16 protein-coding genes are annotated in these 18,800 nt (G+C 67.1%); 7 read left to right on the top strand and 9 right to left on the bottom strand.

All coding sequences use genetic code 11. The annotated features are described in order from the left end of the window. Positions 1 to 134: 134 nt before the first annotated feature. Positions 135 to 1,481, bottom strand: coding sequence for a metalloprotease PmbA (pmbA, locus tag A9G05_RS05850; protein WP_069560071.1), 1,347 nt, complete (start codon positions 1,479 to 1,481; stop codon positions 135 to 137). Positions 1,482 to 1,623: 142 nt separating this feature from the next. Between pmbA and yjgA the strand changes: the two genes are divergently transcribed. Beyond that, positions 1,624 to 2,145: a ribosome biogenesis factor YjgA gene (yjgA, locus tag A9G05_RS05845; RefSeq protein WP_069560070.1), complete on the top strand. Its 522-nt coding sequence runs from the start codon at positions 1,624 to 1,626 to the stop codon at positions 2,143 to 2,145. Between the two features lie 62 nt (positions 2,146 to 2,207). Here the strand turns inward: yjgA and tldD are convergent, their stop codons facing one another. From tldD to mreB, 8 genes are read right to left on the bottom strand one after another with little or no spacing between them, the layout of a single operon-like run. Then, positions 2,208 to 3,650, bottom strand: a complete 1,443-nt coding sequence (tldD, locus tag A9G05_RS05840) for a metalloprotease TldD (protein WP_069560069.1) — start codon at positions 3,648 to 3,650, stop codon at positions 2,208 to 2,210. Between the two features lie 2 nt (positions 3,651 to 3,652). Next, the gene (locus A9G05_RS05835; protein ID WP_069560068.1) at positions 3,653 to 4,501 is read right to left on the bottom strand and encodes a carbon-nitrogen hydrolase family protein; all 849 of its coding nucleotides are present in this window, start codon (positions 4,499 to 4,501) and stop codon (positions 3,653 to 3,655) included. A gap of 40 nt (positions 4,502 to 4,541) precedes the next feature. After that, positions 4,542 to 8,366 carry a YhdP family protein gene (locus A9G05_RS05830; protein ID WP_069560067.1) on the bottom strand — a complete coding sequence of 1,275 codons (3,825 nt, stop codon included), beginning with the start codon at positions 8,364 to 8,366 and terminating at the stop codon, positions 4,542 to 4,544. Between the two features lie 13 nt (positions 8,367 to 8,379). Continuing rightward, complete coding sequence (rng, locus tag A9G05_RS05825) at positions 8,380 to 9,837, bottom strand: ribonuclease G (RefSeq protein WP_069560066.1); 1,458 nt, start codon at positions 9,835 to 9,837, stop codon at positions 8,380 to 8,382. A gap of 9 nt (positions 9,838 to 9,846) precedes the next feature. Beyond that, the gene (locus A9G05_RS05820) at positions 9,847 to 10,440 is read right to left on the bottom strand and encodes a nucleoside triphosphate pyrophosphatase (RefSeq protein WP_069560065.1); all 594 of its coding nucleotides are present in this window, start codon (positions 10,438 to 10,440) and stop codon (positions 9,847 to 9,849) included. Positions 10,441 to 10,488: 48 nt separating this feature from the next. Continuing rightward, entirely contained in the window at positions 10,489 to 10,977 is a 489-nt protein-coding gene (mreD, locus tag A9G05_RS05815; protein WP_069560064.1) for a rod shape-determining protein MreD, read from the bottom strand. Then, complete coding sequence (gene mreC / locus A9G05_RS05810; protein WP_083265502.1) at positions 10,977 to 11,990, bottom strand: rod shape-determining protein MreC; 1,014 nt, start codon at positions 11,988 to 11,990, stop codon at positions 10,977 to 10,979. Before mreC ends, mreD begins: the two co-directional genes overlap by 1 nt. 37 nt (positions 11,991 to 12,027) lie before the next feature. Next, positions 12,028 to 13,065 (bottom strand): rod shape-determining protein MreB, encoded by a 1,038-nt coding sequence (mreB, locus tag A9G05_RS05805; protein ID WP_021217765.1) that lies wholly within the window; start codon positions 13,063 to 13,065, stop codon positions 12,028 to 12,030. A 222-nt stretch (positions 13,066 to 13,287) separates the two neighbouring features. Between mreB and gatC the strand changes: the two genes are divergently transcribed. The 6 genes from gatC to A9G05_RS05775 all read left to right on the top strand — a co-directional run bounded on the left by gatC (position 13,288) and on the right by A9G05_RS05775 (position 18,600). Then, positions 13,288 to 13,575: an Asp-tRNA(Asn)/Glu-tRNA(Gln) amidotransferase subunit GatC gene (gene gatC / locus A9G05_RS05800; protein WP_069560062.1), complete on the top strand. Its 288-nt coding sequence runs from the start codon at positions 13,288 to 13,290 to the stop codon at positions 13,573 to 13,575. Positions 13,576 to 13,591: 16 nt separating this feature from the next. After that, on the top strand, positions 13,592 to 15,043 hold the full coding sequence (gene gatA / locus A9G05_RS05795; protein ID WP_069560061.1) for an Asp-tRNA(Asn)/Glu-tRNA(Gln) amidotransferase subunit GatA: 1,452 nt from the start codon (positions 13,592 to 13,594) through the stop codon (positions 15,041 to 15,043). 11 nt (positions 15,044 to 15,054) lie between these two features. Further along, complete coding sequence (gene gatB / locus A9G05_RS05790) at positions 15,055 to 16,500, top strand: Asp-tRNA(Asn)/Glu-tRNA(Gln) amidotransferase subunit GatB (RefSeq protein WP_069560060.1); 1,446 nt, start codon at positions 15,055 to 15,057, stop codon at positions 16,498 to 16,500. Positions 16,501 to 16,643: 143 nt separating this feature from the next. Beyond that, positions 16,644 to 17,036, top strand: coding sequence for a septal ring lytic transglycosylase RlpA family protein (locus tag A9G05_RS05785; protein WP_069560059.1), 393 nt, complete (start codon positions 16,644 to 16,646; stop codon positions 17,034 to 17,036). A gap of 79 nt (positions 17,037 to 17,115) precedes the next feature. After that, entirely contained in the window at positions 17,116 to 18,198 is a 1,083-nt protein-coding gene (locus A9G05_RS05780) for a calcium/sodium antiporter (RefSeq protein WP_069560058.1), read from the top strand. Positions 18,199 to 18,213: 15 nt separating this feature from the next. Then, complete coding sequence (locus A9G05_RS05775; RefSeq protein WP_069560057.1) at positions 18,214 to 18,600, top strand: carboxymuconolactone decarboxylase family protein; 387 nt, start codon at positions 18,214 to 18,216, stop codon at positions 18,598 to 18,600. Positions 18,601 to 18,800 lie beyond the last annotated feature (200 nt).

The raw sequence follows: 18,800 nt of genomic DNA, 5'->3' as shown, positions 1-18,800 counted from the left end.
ATTACCAGGCGCCGTTGTGCAAGCCCGCACGCCAGCCGTGGGCCGCGCTTCGATGAAAGCGCTTGAAAAAGCGGGAAAAGAAACGAAAACGCGCCCATTGGGCGCGTTCTCAGGGACGGAGCATGTAGAAGCGATCAGCTGCCAGCAACAGTCATCCGCTCGATCAACACCGAGCCAGTGCGGATGTTGCCGCGCATCTCCAGGTCGGAGCCCACAGCGAGGATCTGGCGGAACATGTCCTTCAGGTTGCCGGCGATGGTCACTTCCTGCACCGGGAACTGGATCTCGCCATTCTCCACCCAGTAGCCGGCCGCACCACGGGAATAATCACCGGTGACCATGTTCAGCCCCTGTCCCATCAGCTCAGTCACCAGCAGGCCACGCCCCATGCGGCGCAGCAGCGCCTTCTGGTCTTCCGGGCCATGGCTGACGAACAGGTTGTGCACACCACCGGCATTGGCCGTGCTCGGCAGGCCGAGCTTGCGCCCGGAATAGGTGCCCAGCACATAGGACACCAGGTCGCCCTTCTCCACGAACGGCTTGGCGTAGGTGGCCAGGCCATCGTTGTCGAACGCTGCACTGGCCATGGCGCGCGGGATGTGCGGGCGCTCGTCGATGCTCAGCCATTCGGGGAACAGGCGCTGGCCCAGCGCGCCCTCCAGGAAGGAAGACTTGCGGTACAGGTTGCCGCCGGAAATGGCCGACAGGAAGCTGCCGAACAGCCCCGTGGCCAGCTCCGCCGCGAACAGCACCGGCACCTCGCAGGTGGGTACCGCCCGGGCCCCCAGGCGGCTGACGGTACGCTCGGCGGCGCGGCGACCGATGCTCGCCGGGTCCGCCAGTTGGGTGCCAATGCGGTTCACGTCGTACCAGTAGTCGCGCTGCATCTGGCCTTCGCTACCGCCGATCATCACGCAGCTCAGGCTGTGGCGGGTGCTGGCGTAGCCCCCGACGAAGCCATGGCTGTTGCCGTACACGCGGCAGGCCTGGTGGGTGCTGAGGGTGGTGCCGTCGGCATTGGTGATGCGCGGATCGGCATCGAAGGCCGCTGCCTCGCAAGTGAGCGCCAGCTCCACCGCCTGCTCCGGGCTGATGGCCCAGGGGTGGTAGAGGTCCAGCTCCGGCAGGTCGCGAGCCATCAGGGCCGGGTCGGCCAGCCCCGCGCAGTCGTCTTCCGAGGCGTGCTTGGCAATCGCCAGGGCCGCCGCCACGGTCTCGCGAATGGCATCCTCGCCGCTGGCCGAGGTGCTCGCCGAGCCCTTGCGCTGCCCCACATAAAGGGTGATGCCGAAACCCTGATCACGGTTGAACTCCACCGTCTCCACCTCGCGCTGGCGCACCGTGGTGGACAACCCCTGTTCCATCGACACCGCCACCTCGCATGCCGTCGCGCCCTGACGGGCGGCCTCGGCGATGATGCGCTCTACCTGCGCCTGCAGCTCCGGAAGGGCCTGCGGGCCAACACCTTGTACGTCACTCATAGCCACTCCGATTTCTCAAACCCGTTTCGACGGGGCGGGCGCCGCGCACCCTGCCCCACCCGCCGCGAACGCGGCGCCAGCCGGGACGGACAATCCCCCTCCGACTGGTTATCATGGCGGCGTTTTCCACTGGACCACCCCCATGCCTGAATATCTCGACGACGACTTCTCCGGAGAGAAGAGCAAGTCCCAGGTCAAACGCGAGCTGCAGGCCCTGCAGGACCTGGGCGAACGCCTGACCACCCTCAAGCCCGACATGCAGGACAAGCTCCCGCTCACCGATGCGCTGCGCAAGGCCCTGATCGAGGCGCCCAAGCACAAGGCTCACATCGCCCGCAAACGCCACCTGCAGTACATCGGCAAGCTGATGCGCGAGCAGGATGTCGAGGCCATCGTCGCCATGGTGGACCAGGTCGACAACACCACCCGCGAATACAACGAGCGCTTCCACAGCCTCGAGCGCTGGCGTGATCGCCTGATCGCCGGCGACGACGAAACCCTCGAAGCCTTCGTGGCCGACTACCCGGACACCGACCGCCAGCACCTGCGCGGCCTGATCCGCCATGCCCAGCACGAAGCGGCCCGCAACAAACCGCCCGCCGCCGCACGCAAGGTCTTCAAGTACATCCGCGAACTGGACGAAATCCAGCGCGGCCTGCGCTGAAGACCGCCACGGGCCCGCACCCCGGCCACGCCGGGGCCAACGGCCCGTAACACCGCGCCGCATCAGGCGCCGGTGCCTCCCACAGTGATCGCATCGATCTTCAGCGTCGGCTGACCGACGCCCACGGGCACCGACTGCCCGTCCTTGCCACATGTCCCCACACCGCTGTCCAGCGCCAGGTCGTTGCCCACCATAGACACCCGGCTCATCGCCTCCGGCCCGTTGCCGATCAACGTCGCGCCCTTCACCGGCGCGGTGATCTTGCCGTTCTCGATCAAATACGCCTCGCTGGTGGAGAACACGAACTTGCCGCTGGTGATGTCCACCTGGCCACCGCCGAGGTTGGCGCAGTAGATGCCGCGTTGGACCGAGGCGATGATTTCTTCCGGGTCGCTTTCACCCGCCAGCATGTAGGTGTTGGTCATGCGCGGCATCGGCAGATGCGCGTAGGACTCTCGACGGCCGTTGCCGGTGGGCGCCACACCCATCAGCCGCGCATTGAGCTTGTCCTGCATGTAGCCCTTGAGCACGCCGTTCTCGATCAGCGTGGTGCACTGGGTCGGGGTGCCTTCGTCGTCCACGCTCAGCGAACCACGGCGACCGGCCAGGGTGCCGTCATCGACGATGGTGCACAGGCTGGAGGCGACCTTCTCGCCGATGCGGCCGCTGTAGGCCGAACTGCCCTTGCGGTTGAAATCGCCTTCCAGGCCGTGGCCCACCGCCTCGTGCAGCAGCACGCCGGACCAGCCGGCACCCATCACCACCGGCAGCGTACCGGCCGGTGCCGGCACCGCTTCCAGGTTCACCAGCGCCTGGCGCAGCGCCTCGCGGGCGTAGCCCATGGCGCGGTCTTCCTGGAGGAAGTAGCGGTAGTCGGTCCGCCCGCCGCCACCATGTCCGCCGCGCTCGCGGCGACCGTTCTGCTCGACGATCACACTGACGTTGAAACGCACCAGCGGGCGCACATCGCTGCCCAGGCTGCCGTCGCTGGCGGCCACCAGCACATGCTCCCAGACCCCCGCCATGCTCACGGTGACCTGCTTGATGCGCGGGTCGAGCGCGCGGGTGGCCTGGTCGATGCGCTGCAGCAGCGCGACCTTCTCGGCACGGCTGATCACGTCCAGCGGGCTGTCCGGCGCATAGAGCCGGGCCACTTCGGGGCTGGCGAATGCCTGCACGCGACCCTGCTGCCCGGCCCGGGCGATGGAGCGGGCCGCGCGGGCCGCCTGGCTCAGCGCCTCGGGGGTGATGGCGTTGCTGTAGGCGAAGCCGGTCTTCTCGCCGGACTGGGCACGCACGCCCACGCCCTGGTCGAGGTGGAAGCTGCCGTCCTTGACGATGCCGTCTTCCAGCACCCAGGACTCGGAAACCAGCCCGTGGAAATACAGGTCGGCGGCATCGATGCCCGGACCGGCCAACTCGCCGAGGACACCCTGCAACTGCTCGATGGCAAGGCCGCCCGGTGCCAGCAGGCGGTCACTGACGGATAACAACATCTGGCTCATAGCTACTCCGTAAGCACCGGCGCGGGTTCGGCCGGCGTCTTGAATCGTCTGTGTGCCGTCACCGGCATTCGTTGGCGGATTGCCCGCTGCTCCTCGGCATCGCGCCGGGCCAGCAGCACCGCCTCACCCTTTCCGACCTCGGCCAGGACACGCCCCCATGGATCGACGATAGCCGAATGCCCATGGGTTTCCCGTGGCCCCGGATGAACGCCGCCCTGCCCGGCCGCCAGCAGGTAACACTGGGTCTCTATGGCGCGGGCGCGCACCAGCACCTCCCAATGTGCCGCACCGGTAACCGCCGTGAACGCCGACGGCGCGGTGATCAACTCGGCCCCGGCCTCGCGCAATGCGCCGTACAGCTCGGGGAAGCGCAGGTCATAGCAGACCGTCAGCCCCAGCCGCCCGACCGGCGTATCGGCCAGCACCACGTGGTCGCCGAAGGCGTAGTCGTCGGACTCGCGATAGCGCCCCCGCGCATCGGCCACGTCCACATCGAACAGGTGGATCTTGTCGTAGCGCACGACCCGCTCGCCGTGCTCATCCACCAGCAGCGAGCAGGCGTTGGGCTTGGCGTCCGGGCAGCCTTCGGGTGGCAGCGGCAAGGTGCCGGCCACGATCCATAACCTGAGGTCGCGAGCGGTCTGTTTCAACCAGGGCAGGATCGGCCCTTCGCCACGGGCCTCGGCCTGGCCCAACCGAGCCAGGTCGCGCCGGCCCATGGCGGCGAAGTTCTCCGGCAGCACGGCCAGGCGCGCGCCCTGCCCTGCCGCGTCGGCCAGCAGGCGCCGAGCGGCGTCGAGGTTGGCCAGGACATCGTCCTGGCTGGTCATCTGGATTACCGCGAACTCCATGGCGTCCTCCGGCGTACGACAACGGCCATGCAACGGCCCGTCATGAATCGGGTTTCTCGAACGGCTTGTCGAAGGTGAACTTCGGGTCCTGCAGGGGGCCGCGCACCTTGTACTGCACGCTGGCGAAGCGGGCGACCCGGTCCCCCAGCAGCTTGTCCACCACGAACAACGCACCGCCAATGGCCGGGGCGCCGACGATCAGTGCGGCAAGCGGCAGGTTGTTGGTCACCGGCAGGGTCACCAGCAGCTTGGCGTCGATGCTCTCGTGGGCCATGTCCAGGGTGCCATTGAGCTCCAGCCCGCTGGAGGGCCCTTCGAGCACGATGGGCTTGCGGGTCACAAAGACCCCGTCGGTGCCCTCCAGCACGCCCTTCACCCGGTCGTAGGCCAGGCCCTTGCCCAGCAGGTCGGAGAAGTCCAGGCGCAGGCGGCGGCCGATGGAGTTGAAGTTGAGCAGGCCAAACACTCGCAGGGCCTGGGCACTGCCGTCGGCCTCGACGAACTGCCCCTTGCGCAGCGCGGCATCGAGGGAACCGTTGAAGCGCTTCAGGCTGACCCAGGCCGGCGAGCCGGGCCAGCGCCCGTCCACATCTAGACGGAAGCGCTCGCTGGTGGCGGTGGGCGCGTACTTCCAGGCCAGCAGCACGTCGGCGAGGTTCTTGCCTTCCAGGCGCCCCTTGTACCAAGTGCTGCTGGCGTCCACGCTGCCCTCCCAGCCAAGGGTACCGTCGATGTGCAGCCCCTTGAGGTCCAGCGACAGCTCGCTGAACTGGGTGCCTCTGGCCACTGGACGTGCCTTGAACGACCAGGCCCCCAGTGGCTCATCGCCAAGCTGAACCTGGGCGATGCGCACGTCCAGCGCGGGCAGGGAACGGGGGTCGTGATCCTTGAGCGGGTCGGGACCAGGGGTATCGGCCTTGTCGTCGGCCGGCTTGGGCAGGCGCAGACGCGCCAGGTCCAGTACCACCGGTGCACCCTGAGCGTCCGGCAGGCTGATGGCGCCCTGCAGCAGGTCGCTGTCCAGGTCCACCTTCCAGGCCGCTTCACCCCGCTGCAGGCCAACGCGGAAGTCCTGCAACTCCAGCCCCATGCCGCTGAACCGGCCGATGCGCAGGTCGGCACTTTGCAGCAAGCCGACGGCATTGCCGGCATCCTTCTCGGCGTAACGCTGGCGCACGGCCTGCCAGGCATCCAGGTCGAGGTCATCCAGCACGCCGCGCACGCGCACGCCACGGGTGGTGGGCAGCACGGCACGCCCGGAGCCGAGCATCAGCTCGCCACGGGCGCCGGAGAAATCGTTCGCAGGAGCCGCCAGCGTCAGATCGGCAAGGTCGGCGTACTGGAACCAGTAACGGCGTTCGGCGCCATCCAGGGTCATGCGCCACTGGCTGTCACGCACAGTCTCGGCAGACTTGCCGAAGGGCGCCGGCAGGTCGATGGCCACGCCCTTGAGGGACGAATCCACTTTCAGTTGACTGTCCTTGCCGTCCAGCAGCAGGTCGAGCCGATAGGGCACCGCGCCGCTGACCGGCAACGGGCGATTGACACCGAGCCAGTTGGTCAGGTCCTTCAGCGCCACCACGCCATTGGCCTGGATGCGGCTGCGCGCCTGCCCCTTGCGGCCTTCGGCCGTGGCACGGGCAACGACGTCGCGACCGAAGACCCGGGCACGGATGTCCTTGCCACTCAGACCGCTGGCCGTGTCGTAGCGGAAGGCACCGTTCAGGGCGCTGAGTTCGAGGCTGGGAATGGAGAAGCGCAGGCGCGCGTCCTGGGTGGCCAGGTCGACCACCACACGGGGCTCACCGCCAGCCTTCGCCAGGGGGATGTCCAGGTCCAGGTTGCCGTCCAGGGTGCCTTCGCCCTGCCAGCCGGCCATGATCTGCGCGGCGGGAGTCGGTGCCTGCTGGAGGATCTTCAAAGCGTCAGTGAAGCTGCTGTCGAGTCGGGCGCTCAGCTTGAGATGAGGTACCTTGCCGCTGTCCACGTGGGGCACGTCGGCGTGGACGTCACTGACCTGGCTGTCGAGGATGCGGCCGCTGGGTACCCGCACCCGCACGCCGGTGTGCTCGACGAACACGTCACCGCGGGCCTCAGCCAGGGTCGGCCAGCCGGGCTGGTAATCAAGCTGGGCGTCACGCACCTTGAAGAACAGGCTGATGGAGCGCGCCTCCGGCGGCGAGGCGTTCCGCAAGGAGCCCTGGTACTGGAAGAAGCCTTCGTCGATGCTGCCGCCCTTGATGGAACGCTTGAGCCACCCCGCCAGCTCCGGGCTGAGGCCGGGGGACAGGGTCGGCAGGTATTTCTCGGTGAAACGCGCATCGCCCTGGCTGAGACCGACGCGCAGGTCCATGTAGTCCTCGCCGTCAGGGTCGCGCAGCAGGCGGATGAGGAAGTCCCCGGCGATATGGCCCTCCTCGCCTTCCACCCGCAGATAGGGGGCAGCCAGGGTGAAAGCCTGCTCGTCCAGCGTCCAGGTCAGCCGGGCGTGGGCTTCGCGGTAGTACCAGGGCTTGGGGAACAGATCGTCGAGGTGCAGGGCGAAATCATCGGCGTCCAGACGCAGCTCGCCGCCAGCCAGGCTGCCAGTCAGGCTGCCACTGACGTTCTCCGCCGCCGGCGCACCGCGCACAGCGCCGAAGCTGAGGCGTTCCAGGTTGGTGCTGTAGGTCAGACGTTGACCGAGAGGGGCATCCGGGCGCCAGGTGGCCTGTACGTTGCGCAGGGCGCCCTTGGGGTCGAGGCCGTCCACCAGTTCCCGCGCCAGGTCGTTGAGGGGCGCAAGCCCCTTGACCAGGGGCACCAAGGGTTGCAGGTCAATGCGGTCAGCGCGCACACGCCACTCCCGCGCGCCGTCGCTGCCGCCCTCTTCGGCCAGCAGGTGCACGCCGCCCCAGCGCTGTTCGCCCACGGTCATGGCCAGGGAGTCCAACTGCAGTCTCATGCCGGAAGCGGTGCGGTCGAAATAGGCGTCCACCGCGAGGTCCTGGAGGGTCACGGCTGCCTGGTCGCGGCGGCCGCCTTTCAGCTCACCGATCCGCAACCGACTCACCGCACGGCGCAGCTCGCCACGGGCCCACTCCGCCCACAGTTCACCGCCGCCCAGCACCTTGCTCAAGCGCCAGTCGCTGGCGAGCGATTGGGGCAGCCAGCGGGCCCAATCGGTCTGAGGCAGGCTCAGGTAGGCACGGGCTTCGCTGGCCAGCCAGTCCTCGGGGTCCAGGCGGGTATCCAGACGCAGGCTCAGGGGCTGCCCATCGGCCAGCACCAGGCGCCCCTCCAGTTGCTGGGACGATGCGCTACCGGAAAGCGCTGCCTCCACATAGGTGAAGGTCACCGGCTGCTGCTGCCAGGGCTGAACGGTGACCTGGCTGTTGACCAGCGCGAACCGCCCCACGGACTGGAAACCCTGGATCAACTGGGCGGGACGCAGCGCGGGGGAATCGGGGCGGGCCGGCATGCCCGCGACGGCCCAATGGCCGCTTTCATCCTGCACCACCTGCAGGTTCAGGCCGTCTAGTTCGATGCTGGCCAGCCTGGGCGCACGCTGCAGGAGGCTGCCGAGCACATCCGGCACCAGTCGGACCTGATCCAGCCGCAGCACCTCGTCGCCCTGGCCGATGACCACGTCACGGGCCACCACCACGGGTGCAAAGCCCTGCCAGCTGCCTTCCAGGGCACCGATCTCGACATCCTGGCCCAAGGCATCGCTGGCGCGGGTGCGCAGGTCGTCGCGGTATTCGGCCACCATCGGCACCAGCTGCCGACCGAGGCTGACATAGAGCGCGGCCAACACCAGCCCCAGTGCACAGAGGGCCAGGAGGGTTCTTAGGAGGGTGACCAGTAGCAGACCCTGGCGCGCCATTCAGCGGGGGCCCTCAGAGCAGGACGACATCGTACTGCTCCTGGGAATACATGGCCTCGACCTGGAACTTGATGGTGCGCCCGATGAAGGCCTCCAGGTCGGCGACATTGCCGGACTCCTCGTCCAGCAGGCGGTCCACCACCTTCTGGTTGGCCAGCACTCGGTAGCCCTCGGCCTGGTAGGCGCGGGCCTCGCGGAGGATTTCGCGGAAGATCTCGTAGCAGATGGTTTCCGGCGTCTTCAGCATGCCGCGCCCCTGACAGCTCGGGCAGGGCTCGCAGAGGTTCTGCATGAGGCTTTCGCGGGTGCGCTTGCGGGTCATCTGCACCAGGCCGAGTTCGGTGATGCCGATGATGTTGGTCTTGGCGTGGTCGCGCTCCAGCTGCTTCTCCAAGGTCCGCAGGACCTGCCGCTGGTGCTCCTCGTCTTCCATGTCGATGAAGTCGATGATGATGATCCCGCCGAGGTTGCGCAGGCGCAGTTGGCGGGCAATGGCGGTGGCGGCCTCGAGGTTGGTCTTGAAGATGGTCTCTTCCAGGGTCCGGTGACCGACGAAGGCACCGGTGTTCACGTCGATGGTGGTCATCGCCTCGGTGGGGTCGATGATCAGGTAGCCGCCGGACTTGAGCAGCACCTTGCGCTCCAGGGCCTTCTGGATTTCGTCCTCGACGCCGTACAGATCGAAGATCGGCCGCTCGCCGGGGTAGTGCTCCAGGCGGTCGGCGATCTCGGGCATCAGCTCGTCGACGAACTGGGTGACCTTCTGGAAGGTCTCGCGGGAGTCGATGCGGATCTTCTCGATGCGCGGATTCACCAGATCACGCACGGTGCGCAGGGCCAGGCTCAGGTCCTCGTAGATCACCGAGGGAGTGGAGGCGGTCTGCATCTGCCCGGAAATCTGCTCCCAGAGGCGACGCAGGTAGCGGATGTCCACCAGGATATCTTCACGGCGGGCACCATCGGCAGCCGTGCGCAGGATGAAGCCACCGGCTTCCTCGATGCCCTCGGCAGCCACGCAATCGGCCACCACCTGCTTGAGGCGCTCACGCTCGGCTTCGTCCTCGATCTTCAGGGAGATGCCCACATGGGCGGTACGCGGCATGTACACCAGGTAGCGCGAGGGGATCGATAACTGGGTGGTCAGGCGTGCGCCCTTGGTGCCGATGGGGTCCTTGGTGACCTGCACCACAAGGCTCTGCCCCTCATGGACCAGCGCGCTGATGTTCTCCACCGCGGTGCCTTCGCGGGTGGAGATTTCCGAGGCGTGGATGAAGGCGGCACGGTCCAGGCCGATGTCGACGAAAGCCGCCTGCATGCCCGGCAGCACACGCACCACCTTGCCCTTGTAGATGTTGCCGACGATGCCGCGACGCTGGGTACGCTCGACGTGCACTTCCTGCAGCACGCCGTTCTCCACCACCGCCACGCGCGATTCCATCGGCGTGATATTGATCAGAATCTCTTCGCTCATGCTGAAAACCTACCTGAGGCGCTGCCAACAAGGAATGCCGAACTGCCCGAGTAGTTCCGCCGTTTCCAGCAACGGTAGCCCGACCACGGCGGAATAGCTGCCCTGCAGATCGGCGACGAAGACCGCCCCCAGGCCCTGGATGGCATAGCCACCGGCCTTGTCGCTGGGCTCGCCGCTGGCCCAGTAGGCCTCGCGCTCGGCCGGGGAGATGTCGCGGAAGCGCACCTGACTGGTCACCAGACGGGAGAGGCAGCGGGAGCTGTCGATCAGGGCCACGGCGGTGAGCACCTGGTGTTCGCGCCCGGAGAGCGCGGCCAACATGGCCAGCGCGTCCTCGCGGTCCAGGGGCTTGCCGAGGATGCGACCGTCCAGCACCACGGCAGTGTCGGCACCCAGTACGCAGTGGCCGTCGCTCGCAGCACCCAGCGCTGCCAGGCCGGCGGCGGCCTTTTCCCGGGCCAGGCGCTCGACGTAAGCCGGCGCGGATTCACCGGGCAGCGGGGTTTCATCGATGGGAGCGCCCAGGGGCTGGAAGGGAACGCCGATCTGCGCCAGCAGTTCGCGGCGGCGGGGCGATCCGGAGGCCAGGTGGAGCGTGGCCATGCAGACTTCTCCATGTCGAGAAGGCCCCGCGGCATGGCCGCAAGGCGATCAGTGGACGTTGAGGCGCCGACTCAGGCCGCGCATGGCGGCGAAGATCCAGGGCCAGAGCAGCCCGCTCACCAGGGCGGGCAGAAGGAACAAGAGGGTCGGCGGGCGGTTGCCGGTGAGGGCGTTGAGCCAGAGCTGCACCAGTTGCGCCAGACCGAAGACCACCATCAGCACCAGGCTCTGCTGCCACATGGGGAACATGCGCAGGCGCTGGTGAAGATTGAGCACGAGGAAAGTGACCAGGGCCAGCACCAGGGCGTTCTGCCCCAGCAGCGAGCCGTAGAGCACATCCTGGGCGATGCCGACGATCCAGGCGGTGGTCATGCCCACGCGCTGGGGCAGCGCCAGGGTCCAGTAGGTCAGCAGCAGGGCGGGCCACAGCGGGCGACCGACCTCCATGAAACTGGGCATCGGTGCAACGCTGAGCAGCAGGGAGACCAGCAGGCTGAAGCCGATCACCCAGCCATTGCGGGGGCGCGCAGTGGCCATCAGTGGTTGCCTCGGGAAGCGGGAGCCGCCTGGGCAGGCGCAGCGGGAGCGGCTGCCGGCGCCGGGGATGCAGCAGGTGCCGCAGCCGGTGCCGGCTGCGCAGCGCCCTGGGGCTGAGCGGCCTTGCTGGCGGCCTCGCGGTCAGCGGCTTCCTGGGCCTCGGCAGCGGCGTTGGCACGCTCCTCGGGGCTCCGGGTGTCAGTGAATACCAGCAGCACGTAACGGCTGCGGTTGAGGGCGGCAGTGGGCACCGCGCGGACGATGGCGAAGGGCTGGCCAGAGTCGTGGATCACTTCCTTGACGGTGGCCACCGGGTAGCCTGCCGGGAAGCGCTGACCCATGCCGGAACTCACCAGCAGGTCGCCTTCCTTGATGTCGGCCGTGTCGGCCACATGGCGCAACTCCAGGCGCTCCGGGTTACCGGTGCCGCTGGCAATGGCGCGCAGGCCGTTTCGGTTCACCTGCACCGGGATGCTGTGGGTGGTGTCGGTGAGCAGCAGCACGCGGGAGGTGTAAGGCATGACTTCCACCACCTGCCCCATCAGGCCCCGGGCATCGAGCACCGGCTGACCGAGAAACACACCATCCTTCTCACCCTTGTCGATGAGGATGCGGTGGGTGAAGGGGTTGGGGTCGACGCCGATCAACTCCCCCACCAGCACCTTCTCGTCCACCAGAGCGGAGGAGTTGAGCAGCTCGCGCAGGCGCACGTTCTGCTCGGTGAGGGCCGCCAGCTTCTGCAGTCGGCGCTGCATCAGCAGGGCCTCGGCCTTGAGCTTCTCGTTCTCGGCGATGAGCACGCTGCGGCTGGTGAACTGGTCACTGATGCCATCCCACACGCGCACAGGCAGGTCCGCCAGCCAATAGAAGGGCGTCAGGACCGATCCCAGTTGGCTGCGAACGGGCTTGAGGGTCTCGAAGCGCGCATCCACCACCATCAGGGCGGCGGACAGCACGGCGAACGCCAGCAGGCGCACGCCGAGCGAGGGTCCCTTGGCGAATAGCGGTTTGATGGGCCGCTCCTATGTGGGGCGCAATGGCTCTCCGACCTTACTCGGTGGAGAGCAGGTCCATCGCGTGGCGATCCATCATTTCCAGGGCACGGCCGCCACCACGGGCCACGCAGGTCAGCGGGTCCTCGGCGACGATCACCGGCAGACCGGTTTCCTGGGAGAGCAGCTTGTCCAGGTCACGCAGCAGGGCGCCACCGCCGGTCAGCACCAGGCCACGCTCGGCGATGTCGGAGGCCAGTTCCGGCGGGGATTGCTCCAGCGCGCTCTTGACCGCCTGGACGATGGTCGCCAGGGATTCCTGCAGCGCTTCGAGCACTTCGTTGGAGTTCAGGGTGAAGCTGCGCGGCACGCCCTCGGCCAGGTTGCGGCCACGGACGTCGATCTCGCGGACCTCGCCACCGGGGAAGGCGGTGCCGATTTCCTGCTTGATGCGCTCGGCGGTGGATTCGCCGATCAGGCTGCCGTAGTTGCGGCGCACGTAGGTAACGATGGACTCGTCGAAACGGTCGCCGCCCACACGTACGGATTCGGCATAGACCACCCCGTTCAGGGAGATCAGGGCGATCTCGGTGGTGCCGCCGCCGATGTCGACGACCATGGAACCACGGGCTTCCTCGACCGGCAGGCCGGCACCGATGGCCGCGGCCATGGGTTCTTCGATGAGGAACACTTCGCGGGCACCAGCGCCCAGCGCGGATTCACGGATGGCACGGCGCTCGACCTGGGTCGACTTGCACGGTACGCAGATCAGCACACGGGGGCTGGGCTGCAGGAAGCTGTTCTCGTGAACCTTGTTGATGAAGTACTGCAGCATCTTCTCGCAGACGCTGAAGTCAGCGATCACGCCGTCTTTCATCGGGCGGATGGCGGAAATGTTACCGGGGGTACGACCGAGCATACGCTTGGCTTCGGTACCGACGGCCACGACGCTCTTCTGGTTGCCGTGGTTGCGGATCGCGACAACGGACGGCTCGTTCAGGACGATGCCGCGTTCGCGCACATAAATGAGGGTATTGGCAGTGCCCAGGTCGATCGACAGATCACTGGAAAACATGCCACGCAGCTTCTTGAACATGGGAGAGGGACCCTAGGCGACGCGTGGGTAAAAAAGTGCGGCAAACTCTAACAACGGCAGGGATTTTGGGCAAGGCAGGCGTTGTGCTAAATTGCCGGTTTTTCCGGGCCTCCGGGCCCATCATCGCGGCCTTTGACCGCCCGTTCGCGGTACCGTTCCCGACCCTCTTCCCACCCGGTCGGATGCCCCTGGCGGCCACCGCATTTTCAGTTGGAGAACCCGATGGCGCTTGAACGCTCCGACGTGGAAAAGATCGCCCGCCTGGCCCGACTGGGCCTGAACGAAGGCGATATCCCGCGTACCACCGAGACCCTGAACAACATCCTCGGCCTGATCGACGCGATGCAGGCCGTGGACACCGACGGCGTCGAGCCGCTGGCCCACCCCCTCGAAGCCACCCAGCGCCTGCGCGCTGACCAGGTGACCGAGGAAAACCATCGCGACGCCTACCAGGCCATCGCGCCGGCCGTCGAGAACGGCCTCTACCTCGTGCCTAAAGTCATCGACTAAGGAAAAGGGTTACCCCATGCATCAATTGACCCTGGCCGAGATCGCCCGCGCGCTGGCCGCCAAGGAATTCTCCTCCGAGGAACTGAGCAGCGCCCTGCTGGCGCGCATCCAGGCCCTCGACCCGCAACTCAACAGCTTCATCACCGTCACCGCCGACCAGGCCCTGGAACAGGCGCGCGCCGCCGACGCCCGTCGCGCCGCCGGCGAGAACGGCGCCCTGCTCGGTGCGCCCATCGCCCACAAGGACCTGTTCTGCACCCAGGGCGTGCGCACCAGCTGCGGCTCGAAGATGCTCGACAACTTCAAGGCGCCCTATGACGCCACCGTGGTCGAGAAGCTCAAGGCCGCCGGCGCCGTCACCCTCGGCAAGCTGAACATGGACGAGTTCGCCATGGGCTCCTCCAACGAGTCCAGCCATTACGGCCCGGTGAAGAACCCCTGGGCGCTGAACCGCGTGCCCGGCGGCTCCTCCGGTGGTTCTGCCGCCGCCGTCGCCGCGCGCCTGGTGCCCGCCGCCACCGGCACCGACACCGGCGGCTCGATCCGCCAGCCCGCCGCCTTCACCAACCTCACCGGCATCAAGCCCACCTACGGCCGCGTCTCGCGCTGGGGCATGGTGGCCTACGCCTCCAGCCTCGATCAGGGCGGCCCGCTGGCCCGCACCGCCGAGGACTGCGCCCTGATGCTCGGCGCCATCGCCGGCTTCGATCCGAAGGACAGCACCTGCGTCGACGCCCCGGTGGACGACTACCTCGCCGCCCTCGCCCAGCCCCTGGCCGGCCTGCGCATCGGCCTGCCGAAGGAGTACTTCGGCGCCGGCCTCGACGCGCGCATCGGCGCGGCGGTGATGGCCGTGGTGGAAGAGCTGAAAAAACTCGGCGCCACCGTCAAGGACATCTCGCTGCCCAACATGCAGCACGCCATCCCGGCCTACTACGTCATCGCCCCGGCCGAGGCCAGCTCCAACCTGTCGCGCTTCGACGGCGTGCGCTTCGGCCACCGCTGCGAAGACCCCAAGGACCTGATGGACCTGTACAAGCGCTCCCGCGCCGAAGGCTTCGGCAGCGAAGTGAAGCGCCGCATCATGGTCGGCACCTACGCCCTGTCCGCCGGCTACTACGACGCCTACTACCTCAAGGCGCAGAAGATCCGCCGCCTGATCAAGAACGACTTCGTCGCGGCCTTCACCGATGTCGACGTCATCCTCGGCCCGACCACGCCCAACCCGGCCTGGGAACTGGGTGCGAAGAACAACGACCCGGTCGCCGAGTACCTGGAAGACATCTACACCATCACCGCCAACCTCGCCGGCCTGCCGGGGCTGTCCATGCCCGCCGGCTTCGTCGACGGCCTGCCAGTGGGCGTGCAACTGCTTGCGCCCTACTTCCAGGAAGGCCGCCTGCTCAACGTGGCCCACCAGTACCAGCAGGTCACCGACTGGCACAAACAGGCCCCGGCCGGATTCTGAGGACGACACACATGCAATGGGAAACCGTGATCGGGCTGGAAATCCACGCACAGCTCAGCACCCAATCGAAGATCTTCTCCGCCAGCGCCACCACCTTCGGCGCCGAGCCCAACACCCAGGCCAGCCTGGTTGACCTGGGCATGCCCGGCACCCTGCCGGTGCTCAACGCCGAAGCCGTGCGCATGGCGCTCAAGTTCGGCCTGGCCATTGACGCCGAGATCGGCGCGCGCAACGTCTTCGCCCGCAAGAACTACTTCTACCCGGACCTGCCCAAGGGCTACCAGACCAGCCAGATGGACCTGCCCATCGTCGGCAAGGGTCACCTGGACATCACCCTGGAAGACGGCACCATCCGCCGCATCGGCATCACCCGCGCACACCTGGAAGAGGACGCCGGCAAGAGCCTGCACGAAGACTTCCACGGCATGAGCGGCATCGACCTGAACCGCGCTGGCACCCCGCTGCTGGAGATCGTCTCCGAGCCGGAGATGCGCAGCGCCAAGGAAGCCGTCGCCTACGCCAAGGCCATCCACGCCCTGGTGCGCTACCTCGGCATCTGCGACGGCAACATGGCCGAAGGCTCGCTGCGCTGCGACTGCAACGTCTCGGTGCGCCCCAAGGGCCAGGCCGAGTTCGGCACCCGCCGCGAGATCAAGAACGTCAACTCGTTCAAGTTCATCGAGCGCGCCATCAACGCCGAGATCGCCTGGCAGATCGACGAGCTGGAATCCGGCCGCAAGATCGTCCAGGAAACCGTGCTCTACGACGTGGCAGCCAACAAAACCCGCTCCATGCGCAGCAAGGAAGAAGCCAACGACTACCGCTACTTCCCCTGCCCCGACCTGCTGCCGGTAGTGATCGAGCAGAGCTTCCTCGACGAAGTGCGCGCCCAGCTGCCGGAGCTGCCGGTGCAGAAGCGCGAGCGTTTCGAGAGCCAGTTCGGCCTCTCCGCTTACGACGCCAGCGTGCTCTCCGCCAGCCGCGAGATGGCCGACTACTTCGAGGCCGTGCAGCGCACCTGCGGCGACGCCAAGCTGGCCGCCAACTGGGTGATGGGCGAGCTCTCCAGCCTGCTCAACAAGGACGGCCTGGAGATCGAGCAATCGCCGGTTTCCGCCGAGCACCTGGGCGGCATGATCCTGCGCATCAAGGACAACACCATCTCCGGCAAGATCGCCAAGATGGTCTTCGAAGCCATGGCCGCCGGTGAAGGCAGCGCCGACGCGATCATCGAGAAGAAGGGCCTCAAGCAGGTCACCGATTCCGGTGCCATCGAAGCCATGCTCGACGAAGTCCTCGCCGCCAACGCCGAGCAGGTCGAGCAGTACCGCGCCTCGGACTCCGCCAAGCGCGGCAAGATGTTCGGCTTCTTCGTCGGCCAGGCCATGAAAGCCTCCAAGGGCAAAGCCAACCCGGGGCAAGTGAACGAACTGCTGAAGAAGAAACTCGAAGGGTAAGCCGGACTGGCCAACCCATGGGTTGGCCCGGCGAACGACCGGCCACGGAAGGCCGGTCCGGGATTCCCGGTTGACCCGGTGCAGCGTCAGGAGGCCCGACGCAGCGCACAAGCACCGGTCAACCGCTCCCTGGAGACGTCCTGATGTGGCGATTCCTCAGCTCACTTCCGCTGTTGGCCGGTCTAACCCTGCTGGCCGCCTGCAGCACCCCCGGCTTCTTTTCCGCTGAAACCGGTGGCACCTACCGTGAGGACGGCGAAGCCTCGTACTACGGTGCCCGCCACCACGGCAAGCGCACCGCCAGCGGCGAGCGCTTCGACCAGAACGCCCTCACCGCCGCCCACCGCACCCTGCCCTTCGGCACCCGGGTGAAAGTCACCAACCTGAACAATGACCGCAGCGTCGTGGTGCGCATCAATGATCGCGGCCCCCATGTGCGCGGCCGCCTCATCGACCTCTCGCGCCGCGCCGCCGAAGCCCTGGACATGCTGCGCAGCGGCGTGGCCCCGGTACGCGTGCAACGCGCTGATGAGTGAAACGGCCTGCAACGAGCACTCGGGCAACGGGCATCGCAGTCGGATATGCTTCGGCAATTTTCCTCAATAGGACTGGCCCATGGAACTCATGACCTTCGTCTACCTCGTTTCCGGCCTGGTACTTCTGGTGATCGGTGCCGAAGTACTGGTACGCGGCGCCGCCAGGCTGGCGGCCCAATTCGATATCCCCCCGCTGATCATCGGGCTGACCGTGGTCGCCTTCGGCACCAGCGCGCCGGAAACCGCGGTGAGCGTGCAGTCCGCCTGGAATGGCAGTGGAGACCTGGCGATCGGCAACGTCATCGGCAGCAACATCGCCAACATCCTGCTGATCCTGGGGTTTACCGCCCTGATAGCGCCCCTGACCGTCTCGCGCCAACTGATCCGGCTGGACGTGCCGCTGATGATAGGTGCCAGCCTGGTGACCTGGGGGCTCGCTGCGGACGGCCGGCTGGGTCGGCTGGATGGCGCCCTGCTTTTTGCCAGCGTCATCGCCTATACCCTGTTCCTCATCATCAAGGCCCGCCAGGAGCCTGGCACCGCGAATGACGAGTTCAGCGAGGAATACGCCCTCCACGAACCCCAGGGGCGTTATGCCACCCTGGCCAACCTCGGCCTGGTCCTCCTGGGTCTGGTGTTGCTGGTCGGCGGCTCCAACCTGCTGGTGGAAGGTGCAACCCAGCTCGCCCGCGCCCTCGGGCTCTCGGAACTGGTGATCGGCCTGACCGTCGTCGCCATTGGCACCTCGCTGCCGGAGCTGGCCACATCCGTCATGGCGGCCATCAAGGGTGAACGTGACATCGCCGTGGGCAACATCGTCGGCAGCAACCTCTTCAACCTGCTCTGCGTGCTGGGTCTGGCCTCGCTGGTCGCTCCCGGTGCCATTCCCGTGGCCGAGAACGCACTGGCCTTCGATTTCCCGGTCATGATCGCCGTCGCCATCGCCTGCCTGCCGATCTTCTTCCATGGCTACTGCATCAACCGCTGGGAGGGTGCGCTGTTCGTGGGCTACTACGTCCTCTACACCGTCTACCTGATCATGCACAGCAATGGCGCCCCTTGGCTGGGCGCTTTCCAGCACGCCATGCTCACCTTCGTCCTGCCCCTGACAGCCCTGACCCTGGCCATCATCGGCGTTCGAGCCTGGCGCCTTCAGCGCTGAAAAGAGGAGACAGAGATGCACGAGAAAACCCTTCCGGGGGAACAGGTCCGTCGCGAGGTGATGGGCGACGCCTTCGTCGACCGCGCCCTGGGCAATGCCACCGAATTCACCCAGCCCCTGCAGGACTTCGTCAACGAGCACGCCTGGGGCGGCGTGTGGAACCGTGAAGGGCTCGACCGCAAGACCCGCAGCCTCATCACCCTCGCCGCCCTCACCGCCCTGAAGTGCCCTCAGGAGCTGAAAGGCCACGTGCGCGGGGCCTTGAACAATGGCTGCAGCGTGGAGGAAATCCGCGAAGCGCTGCTGCACTGCGCGGTGTACGCCGGCGTACCGGCCGCCATCGACGCCTTCCGCGCCGCCCAGGAAGTGGTCGACGCCTGGCAGACAGACCCGCAGGGCTGAGGCCCGCCGGCCCCGAAACGGTGGATGGAAAGAGCGCCATCCACCAACGAAGCTGCCAGCGGCTTCGATGGTGGGCTGAAGCGGAACGCCGCCCGGCCAACCCTACGGCTCCGCGAGGGCTGGCAGTTCTTGAGGGAGAGCGACCGATAAGCCCCAACCGCCGGTACGCCTTCGCGAGCAGAGCTCGCTCCTAGCGCTGC

Origin of the sequence: Pseudomonas sp. ENNP23 (assembly GCF_001728945.1) — a bacterium.
GTDB classification, from domain to species: domain Bacteria; phylum Pseudomonadota; class Gammaproteobacteria; order Pseudomonadales; family Pseudomonadaceae; genus Metapseudomonas; species Metapseudomonas otitidis.
The sequence above is the reverse complement of the archived record's forward strand: the minus strand, read 5'-3'. Positions and strand labels throughout refer to the sequence as shown.